Genomic DNA, 8,731 nt, shown 5'->3' with positions numbered 1-8,731 from the left:
CAAGGCGGAGATCACCAGTTCGAATCTGGTACGGGCTACCACGAATGATCAGGGCTCCTCCGGGAGCCCTTTTTCGTTTTCAAGGTCGGGCCTTGATACGCTCAGTCCGCGAGGGCGCCCGGCGTAAAAGCACCCTAGGGATTATTTTGCATGGCATGCGAAGAATCGCATGCTATGTAAAATAATCCCTAGGGTGCTTTTACGCCGGGCGCCCTCGCGGGGACGGGTCACTTTTACGCCGGATGCCCTCACGTGCGATTCGTGCGCATGCTGCCGTGTCACTTGGTCTCTGGAATTATTCCGGATGGCGAGGACGTCGTGAACCCGGGACGCATGAGCCGTACAATGGAATCACTACGCACGCTGCGCGTCCCTCGCGGGCGCGTTTACGATACCCAAGGTGGATTCATGTCGGACGCTTCGCACAACACGACCCGCAAGCCCAAAGTGGCTGCCGAGCCCTCCGGTGGCGACGACCACAAGGGCGCGCGCCGCGGAGCCATCTTCATCGGCATCGTTCTCATCATCTACGTTGTATACCTGGTCGTGACCGGCCAGGTCGCCCAGTTCTGGGCTGCTATGAGTACGGTGCAGGGCGGATGGCTGGCGCTTGCGTGCCTGAGCATGCTGCTGTACCTCATCTTCGGCATCGCGGCTTACGCCATCGCCGTGTGGCTCGACCCCGCGTCGCCGGTGGGCATTCGCGACCTCATCTCGGTCGAGGCGAGCGGCATCTTCTTTGGCAACCTCACGCCCATGATGATGGGTTCCACGCCCGCTCAGATCTATCGTCTTACCAAGGCCGGTCAGAACGTCGGCGAGGCAGGCGCCATCCAGTTCACCCGCTTCATCGTGTACCAGTTTGGCCTTGTCGCCTGGGGCGCCATCCTGTTGCTTGCGCGCATGCCTTTCTTTGCCGCTCAGTACGGCGATATCACGCTGCTGTGCGTGTTCAGCTTCGGCGGCCACGTGTGCATCCTGCTTGGCATCTTTGCCGTGGCACTCATGCCCCGTATGGTCATGCGCGTCGCGCACTGGATCATCCGCGTCATGGAGCGCGTGGGCGTCGCTCGCGAGAAGACCGCATCGTGGCATGCGTTCGTCGATAACGAGGTCATGGCCTTTTCCGACAAGTTCAAGCTGGCGGCAGGGCACTTGAGCTCCATGGCGCTCACCGTCGTGATCACCATGCTCCAGCTTGCCTTCTTCTACCTGGTGCCGTACTTCCTCATGCTGTCGTTCGGCCATCATGACGTCGACTTCTTCTCCGTCATGGCGGCGAGCGCCTTCGTGCAGCTGCTGTCATCCGCCGTGCCCCTGCCGGGCGGCACGGGTGGCGCCGAGGGCGGCTTTGCGCTGTTCCTGGGTCACTTCTACGGCAGCGCCGCCACGGCGGGCTACCTGCTGTGGCGTCTGATCACCTTCATCGCGCCGACGATTCTGGCCGCGCCGCTGCTCGGTCTTAAGAGCTCGCACAACGCGAGCATCCATGACCGGTGGGACCGCGCCATCTCCAAGCTGGGTCGCGGTAAGAGCCGCAAGGGCGCTCCCAGTGCGGCAGCCGTCGCGTCCACGATCGAGACCGCTCAGGTCGAGCGCATGGAAGCGGCTGCCGCCAAGGAGGCGGATAAGGAGCCTGCGAAGGCGTCCAAGTCTGCGGCCCGTGCGCCCCGTCATCGCGGCACGCGGGTCAGGCGCACCGAGGGAGGCATTACGGTTTCACCTGCCGCCCTTGCCGCCAAACGCCCCCGCGCAAAGAAGTAACGTGCAGACGGCGCTTCCTTTCGGACGCGCCGTTTTTCTTGGATTGGTTGTCTATGGTTCATCTTCTCGGTCCCTTGGCGGCCGGCATCGCGGTTGCCGGCGGAACAGGCTTGGGCGTTGTCGGAAATGCCCTCTTCGACTTCGCGCTGAACCCACGCGCGAAGCACTCCATCATGGCGCGTATCAACTCGGGCGAGGCGACCGGAGCCGACATGAGCGTCTTTGCCAACGACCCGGTGCGCATCCGTGCCCGTGCCTGGTTCGACGAGGCGAAACGCGACATGTCGATCGAGGCGCACGATGGAGGAGTCCTGCACGGTTGGCGCATCTGGGGTAAGGGCGTCGTGCCCGCACCGGATGGCCGCAGGTCCCCCGAGAGCGCCGACGAGGGCCATAGGTACCTCATTTTGTGTCATGGGTACAGCGGCCGTCCGAGCGACCTTGCTCGCGAGGCGTATGTCGCACATCAGATGGGCTATTCGGTCTTGCTTCCCGCGGCGCGCGGGCACGAGCGCAACACCGATCGCTATGTGGGCATGGGTTGGCTCGATGCGGACGATCTGCTCGCCTGGATCGCCGCGCTGGTTACCTTTGACCCTCAGGCGCGCATCGCCCTGTACGGCGTGTCCATGGGTGGGGCCGAGGTGATGATGGCGTCGGGTCTGGACCTGCCGCCGCAGGTGCGCTGCATCGTGGAGGACTGCGGCTACACGAGCGTGTGGGACGAGCTCGCCGTCCAGATGCGCAACCTGATGCATCTGCCCGTACATCCTCTGCTCGATGCGGCGCAGGCCGTGTGCCGCGCCCGTGCGGGCTACGGGTTTCGCGAGGCGAGTGCGGTGGAACGCCTGCGCGCGGCGCGTGTGCCGATGATGTTCATACATGGGGCGGACGACGCCTTCGTGCCGCCCGCCATGCTCGATGCGGTGTACGATGCCTGCGCGAGCCCGGTGAAGGAACGGGTGCTGTTCGAGGGCGCGGCCCACGGTGCGAGCAGCTATACCCATCCCGAGCGCTACGCCGCAATCGTCGGGGACTTTCTCGCTCGCTACCTCTAGCCGCACGTCCTTGCATAAGAAAAAGGGAGGCAGGCTCACCCGTGTTAATGAACCTGCCCCTTGATGCGCGGAATGTCTGACCCCGTCTCGCGTCAGATGGCGTCCTCGCGAAGCGCCCCGACGACGTTGCTCGTGCGGCTCCGCATGAGCGCGTAGGTCACGCTTGCAAGGATCACTGCCAAGACGGTCGCTACCGCTGCGCCGATCTGCATCCACGGCAACGTGGGCTCATAGGTCGAAAACGACAGGCGCATCGACTCGTGGAGTCCTGCGGTCGCGAAGGCTGCGAGCGCAAAGCCGATGACAAGACCGCGCAGGGCGTAGCTTGCGCACTCGTAGGCGATCATATGCCGGAAGGCCCGATTGCCCATGCCGATGGACTTGAGCATCGCGAACTCGCGGCGACGGAGCATAAGGGAGTTGGCAAGTGTGTTGAAGACGTTTGCCACGGCGATGAGTCCGGTGATGATGGCGAAGAGGTAGATGAACGTGTTCATCGTGGTGGCCATGAGGCGCGACTGGAGCTTGTTCTGGGCGATGTTCGAGTAGGTGATATCGAGCTCAGGATAATCGGCGGCGATGGCTTCGAGCGCTTCCTGGGCATCCGAGGCACGCGCCGCATCGCCGTCGGCATCGAAGGAGAGGCTCGCACGCTGGTATCCCATCGTCTCGGCAAGGTCGATGGCGCGTGCCGGCAGGATGATCTGCAGCGTGCCCGAGGAATTCACGACGCAGGCGGGCGCATGATCGGCGAGCGCAGCGACTTCGATTCGGTCTTCGCGGGCGACCGCCTCGTCATAGGGCAAGTAGTGCTCCTGTCCCTCATCGTCGTAGTACAGCGCACGCAGCGAACCGTCGGCGTCGCTCTCGATGCCGCTCACAAACCGCCCGTCAAGGTCGGCGAACTCCAGCGACTCGATGGTGCCGGTCTTCTCGATCGGTCGGTAGCTGCCGTATGTCTCGCCGTCGTTCACCTGATAGGCGTTCACAGCGATCGCACGGGGATGCGCGGGGTCGCAGAACTCGTCGCGCGAGAGCCCGAGCTCATCGACATAGGCGTTCCAGCTGGCATCATCGACGAACTCGACGAACGCGCTGCCGAACCAGGAGCCGTCCGCTAAGCGCGGGGAGCCCGTCTCAAGACCGGCGATCTCATCGTTCAGCATGCCGTCGGGGAAGAGCGCATCGGCGACATAGGTCGTGGTATAGCCGTTTGAGGAGGCATCCTTAACATCATAGGCCTCGGCATAGAACCGAGCGAGCACCTCCTGCATAGCGGGACCGTTCACCTTGCCGCCTGCAAGTGCGAGCGTCTGGTCTGCCTCGGCGCCGGTTGCGTCGATGTAGAGCACGAGGTCCTGACCGTCCATGGTGTTCACGGCGGTGTCGGTTGCGTAGCGCAAGACGTCGGCGATGGACCCCGAGATGATGAGGAGGGCGACCGACACGGAGAGCGCGGCGACGGTGACGCGTCCCTTGGACGAGGCGCGCGAGAGGTTGCGGTGTGCGATAAAGCCAGGGATGCCGAAGAGGCGGCCGGCGACGCCGAGCGAACGACGGGCGGGACCCGGGGCGCCGTCAGCATGGCGAGCGGCGCGACGAAGCGCACGGCGTCCACGACGGCTCAGATGCACGTCTCGGGTTTGCCGGATGGCATCGATCGCCGACACGCGGCTCGCGCGGATCGCGGGAATCCAAGCGCTGGCAAGAATCACGGCGAGTCCAAGCAGGGCCGAGATGGCAAGCGCCATGGGGCTTACGACCATATGCGCCTCCGTACCTCCGGAAAGGGCCGCGATGCCCTCGTGGAGCAGGGTGAACACCACGTAGCAACCGGCAAGTCCGAGGCCGATGCCTACGGGTACACCGATCGCTCCGATGATGAGCGCTTCGGTGAAGACAGCGCGCCTGAGTTGGCGGCGGCTCGCGCCCAGACTTGAAAGGAGGCCGAATTGGCGCGTGCGTTCGGCGACGGAGATGGCGAAAGAGTTGTAGACGAGCGATACGCCCGCCACGACCACGACGGCGGCGAGGATTCCTGCGATCCGGTAGAGCGTGTTCCAGATGGCGGTGTCGGGCGTGGATCCCATCCAGCGCAGCAGGGAGTCATGGGTCGTGGTTCCCCAGGTCACGAGGTTCTCATCGGAAAGCTTGGTCGCGAGGGTTCGGGCGGTTGCGGGGTCTGTGGTGCGGAAGAGCACGCCGCCAAGCGTCGCCTCAGACGCGTCGGAAATGACCCGCGCAAGTGCCGATCCATCGTCGTAGATATAGGCGGCGCTGCCCTGGAGTGCGTAGACGGGGGAGTAGCCCCATGCGCGGTAGAACCCGACGACGGTGCCCGTGATCTGGCCGAGGTCTGCCTCAAAATGCGCGGTTTGGCTCGGGTCGATATAGGAGCCCGAGATGCTCGACGCGACATAGCTCGAGCCATCGGCGTTATCGACGGTGCAGGTGCCGAGGTCGAGCGTGACTTCGCTACCGATAGCGATCGCGTCGCCGTTGCCGGTGGCGATGCCGCAGGGCGCGAGCTTCACGTTTTGGAAGTAATGCGGCAGGACGATCTCGCCGGGGCGCTCGGGCATGCGGCCCGCGACGATCTCGGGCGTGCTGATAAGCGGCTCATCGGCATGTTGCGCGCTGGGCCACGTCTTCGCATAGCAATACCGTCCGAAGATATCGGAATTCTCCTCTCCGAGCTCGATGGTGCCGAGTTCGGCGACGGCCGTCCAATCGGTGACGTCGGGGTCGTTCTCGATGAGATCCAGGCCCCTGCCCGTAATGCCCATGGCCTCGGCGTACCACCAGCCCTCATTGGCTGCGGTGCGCTCGACGAGCATGGTGGTGAGCGAGACCACGCTGGTGAGCACGGCGGTGAGGAGCGCCACGGAAAGCGCCACGCCGACGATGGAGACAGTGGTGCGCGTGCGGTTCGCCCTGAGCGATTTGCACGTGAAGCGCATGAAGATGCTCATCGTTAGCGCACCTCCCGCCCGAATGGGTCAGATGGGGACGTGTTCCTTCCAACCCCTTTGTGGGGGTTGATTGGGGACGTGTTCGTTCCATCCGCTTTGTGAGCGGCGCCGCCCATGACCGCGGAGGGTGCGCTCCGGCGGTGCTCGTCGCGCACCAGGCGGCCATCCTCGATGGCGATGACGCGGTCGGCCATGAGCGCGATGTCCTCGTCGTGGGTGATGACGATGAGCGTCTGCTTCAGCTTGCGATTGGAGCTGCGCAGCAGCGCCATGATCTCGGCGGAGTTCTTGGAGTCGAGGTTGCCGGTCGGCTCGTCGGCGAGCACCACCGCGGGCGCGTTCATGAGCGCGCGGCCGATGGCGACGCGCTGCTGCTGGCCGCCGGAGAGCTGGTTGGGCAGGTAGTGCTCGCGACCGCGCAGGCCGAGCGCGCCGAGCAGCATGTCGAGCCGCTTGGCGTTGACCTCACGTCCGTCCATGAGGACGGGCAGTGTCATGTTCTCCACGACGTCGAACACGGGGATGAGGTTGTAGAACTGATAGACGAGTCCGACCTCCCGACGGCGGAAGACGGCGAGCTGCTCGTCGCTGCGCTCGAAGATGTCCTGCCCCTGCAGGCGAACGGTCCCCGAGGTGGGACGGTCGACGCCGCCCATAAGGTGCAGCAGCGTCGATTTGCCCGAGCCCGAGCTGCCGATGATGGCGACGAACTCGCCGGCGGCGACCGTGAAGCTTACGTCGTCCAAGGCGCGCACGGCTGTATCGCCCGTGCCGTAGACCTTGGTCAGATGTTCAACCGAAAGGATGTCCATAGGTGCTCCTGGGTGTTATGCGGATACGTCACCAACCATACTGCACGGACGCCCTTGCGCTCCCGTGACCACCGCGTGACATATCCGTCACGGTTGCCGCTCCGGTGTAATTTCACCCTAGGGATTTTTCTACATCTCCGGCGCATTTGCGCCGGAGATGTAGAAAAATCCCTAGGGTGAAATTACACCGTGGCAGCTAGACGATCGCCCGGAAAAACGCGATGTCAAACTGCGCGCCGCATACACGCCCGGTGTCGTCTCGGGCGTTCTTCGCGGTAAGCGTGCCGCCCTGAGCGGTGATGAGGCTCTGCGCAAGGGAGAGGCCGATGCCGACGCCCGCAGGATTGACGGCGGATCCGGCCTCGTCGTCACATGCGCCGCGGTAGAAGCGCTCAAAGACGTGCGGCAGATCCTCCTCGGCGATACCGGGTCCGGTATCTGTCACGCGGATACGGCAAGCGAGCGCGTCCTCCCAGGCCGTGATGCGCACCGTGCCGCCCGCAGGCGTGTGCTCCATACAGTTCTTCACGATGTTGCCGAGCGCCTCGGCGGTCCATGCAAGGTCGCCGCAAAAGCTGCACCCATCGGCGACGTCGGCCTTGAGCGCGACGTCGGCGATATCGAGCGCGACGGCAAGCGGCTGAGTCGCTGTGCGAACGATGTCGTCCACGAGGACCTGTTCGCGTGCCAGGCGAATCGCGCCCGCATCGAGACGCGCGAGCTTCAGCAGGGATGCGACAAGGTTCTCGACGCGGATCTCGAGCTGCTCGATACGGCGCATGCGCTCGAGGTCCTCGGCGCATTCAGGCATCTCGGCGAGGTGCTTTCGCACCAGCTCGGTGGTGATGGAGAGCGAGGTGAGCGGCGTTTTGATTTGATGGGAGATGTCTGCAAGGGCATCTGCCAAGGCCTGCTTCTCGCTCGCCAACTCGTCAGCGGTGAGGTTCAGGCGCATGACCATCTTGTCGAGTTCGCTGCTCAGAATCGCAAGCTCTCCTTCGGCCATGGTAGAGAAGTCGAGCGAGCGTTCGCCGTGCAACACGTCATCGATGCACTCGGATAGTTGTGCCAGCATGCGGTAGCGACGCCATGTGAGCGCGATGAAGGGTATGCTTGCGAGCATGGAGGCGATGAGCGCCGAGACGACGCCTGGCCATGCGGCAAGGTAAAACCCGAGCGCCGCGGCCGCGACGGAGAGCGCCGTCCACGCCACAAGCGCCCGTACGACCTCGCGATTCCTCAGCAACCACATTCCGCTTGCCTCTATTCGTGGGCCTTATAGCCCAGCCCGCGCACCGTCTGGATGAGTTCCGGGTGCGCCGGGTCATCCTCGATCTTGTCGCGCAGGCGCTTAATGTAGACCGACAGCGTGTTCTCCTCGATATAGGTGCCCGCGTCGTCCCACAGAGCGCAGCGGATCTGCTCGCGGGTGATGAGCTTGCCCTGGTTGGTGGCAAACAGAAGGAGCAGGCGATATTCAAGGGCGGAAAGGACGAGCTCGACGCCGGTGCGCTCCACGTGCGCGCGCTCGGTGTCGATGGTGAGCGGCCCGAACGTGATAATGCGTTTTGCGGGATGGGAACGCCGTATGGTCGCGGCGATGCGGGCAAGGAGCTCGCGCGGGCGAAACGGCTTGGCGACATAGTCGTCGGCTCCCATGGTGAGGCCCGTGACCGTATCGAACTCGTCGTCGGAGGCCGTGAGGAAGATGACGGGCAGTTCCGGTGCAAGCTGCTTGATGGCCGAGCAGGTGGCGAATCCGTTGCCCTGGGCAAGGGTCACGTCGAGAAGGACAAGGGCATATGCGCCGCCGTTGCGCTCGATGCGGGCGATGGCGTCGGTTTGACCCGCCACATGGTCCACGGCGTACCCTTCGCTTGCGAGCAGCTCGGTAAGGGAGGTGACGATAAACGGATCGTCCTCCACGACAAGGATCTTCAAGCTCATGTGCCGCCTTTCGCGCGCAACGGGTAGCCGTCCCATCGTAGCATGACGGGACGGGCGAGCCGGCGCATCCCGCATGACGGATTTGTCATGGTGAGGCTGCGTTTGGCGAAATAGCGCCAGGCGCGTTTCGCGCAGCCATACAAAACGAGGGGCCCCCGCAGGGCCCCTCCCTTCAAAC

General features: G+C 64.1%; 6 protein-coding genes. 2 read left to right on the top strand and 4 right to left on the bottom strand.

What is annotated here, in order from left to right; genetic code table 11:
• Positions 1-408 precede the first annotated feature (408 nt).
• The gene (locus QUW00_RS07035) at positions 409-1,764 is read left to right on the top strand and encodes a lysylphosphatidylglycerol synthase transmembrane domain-containing protein (RefSeq protein WP_289613673.1); all 1,356 of its coding nucleotides are present in this window, start codon (positions 409-411) and stop codon (positions 1,762-1,764) included.
• Positions 1,765-1,817: 53 nt separating this feature from the next.
• Positions 1,818-2,822: an alpha/beta hydrolase gene (locus QUW00_RS07030; RefSeq protein WP_289613672.1), complete on the top strand. Its 1,005-nt coding sequence runs from the start codon at positions 1,818-1,820 to the stop codon at positions 2,820-2,822.
• 92 nt (positions 2,823-2,914) lie between these two features.
• On the opposite strand, the gene QUW00_RS07025 is transcribed toward QUW00_RS07030, so the two are convergent.
• The 4 genes from QUW00_RS07025 to QUW00_RS07010 form a co-directional block, all read right to left on the bottom strand.
• Positions 2,915-5,794, bottom strand: a complete 2,880-nt coding sequence (locus QUW00_RS07025; protein WP_289613671.1) for an ABC transporter permease — start codon at positions 5,792-5,794, stop codon at positions 2,915-2,917.
• Between the two features lie 2 nt (positions 5,795-5,796).
• Positions 5,797-6,606: an ABC transporter ATP-binding protein gene (locus QUW00_RS07020; RefSeq protein WP_436232158.1), complete on the bottom strand. Its 810-nt coding sequence runs from the start codon at positions 6,604-6,606 to the stop codon at positions 5,797-5,799.
• Positions 6,607-6,802: 196 nt separating this feature from the next.
• Positions 6,803-7,858 carry a sensor histidine kinase gene (locus QUW00_RS07015; RefSeq protein WP_289613670.1) on the bottom strand — a complete coding sequence of 352 codons (1,056 nt, stop codon included), beginning with the start codon at positions 7,856-7,858 and terminating at the stop codon, positions 6,803-6,805.
• Between the two features lie 11 nt (positions 7,859-7,869).
• Complete coding sequence (locus tag QUW00_RS07010) at positions 7,870-8,553, bottom strand: response regulator transcription factor (protein WP_289613669.1); 684 nt, start codon at positions 8,551-8,553, stop codon at positions 7,870-7,872.
• Between the last annotated feature and the right edge of the window lie 178 nt (positions 8,554-8,731).

This window comes from Collinsella tanakaei (assembly GCF_030373545.1).
Lineage (GTDB): Bacteria > Actinomycetota > Coriobacteriia > Coriobacteriales > Coriobacteriaceae > Collinsella > Collinsella tanakaei_C.
The sequence above is the reverse complement of the archived record's forward strand: the minus strand, read 5'-3'. Positions and strand labels throughout refer to the sequence as shown.

Bases quoted from the DNA above. Each gene is read 5' to 3' on its own strand.
- QUW00_RS07035 (WP_289613673.1), top strand. From the start codon at position 409: ATGTCGGACGCTTCGCACAACACGACCCGCAAGCCCAAAGTGGCTGCC.
- QUW00_RS07030 (WP_289613672.1), top strand. From the start codon at position 1,818: ATGGTTCATCTTCTCGGTCCCTTGGCGGCCGGCATCGCGGTTGCCGGC.
- QUW00_RS07025 (WP_289613671.1), bottom strand. From the start codon at position 5,794: ATGAGCATCTTCATGCGCTTCACGTGCAAATCGCTCAGGGCGAACCGC.
- QUW00_RS07020 (WP_436232158.1), bottom strand. From the start codon at position 6,606: ATGGACATCCTTTCGGTTGAACATCTGACCAAGGTCTACGGCACGGGC.
- QUW00_RS07015 (WP_289613670.1), bottom strand. From the start codon at position 7,858: ATGTGGTTGCTGAGGAATCGCGAGGTCGTACGGGCGCTTGTGGCGTGG.
- QUW00_RS07010 (WP_289613669.1), bottom strand. From the start codon at position 8,553: ATGAGCTTGAAGATCCTTGTCGTGGAGGACGATCCGTTTATCGTCACC.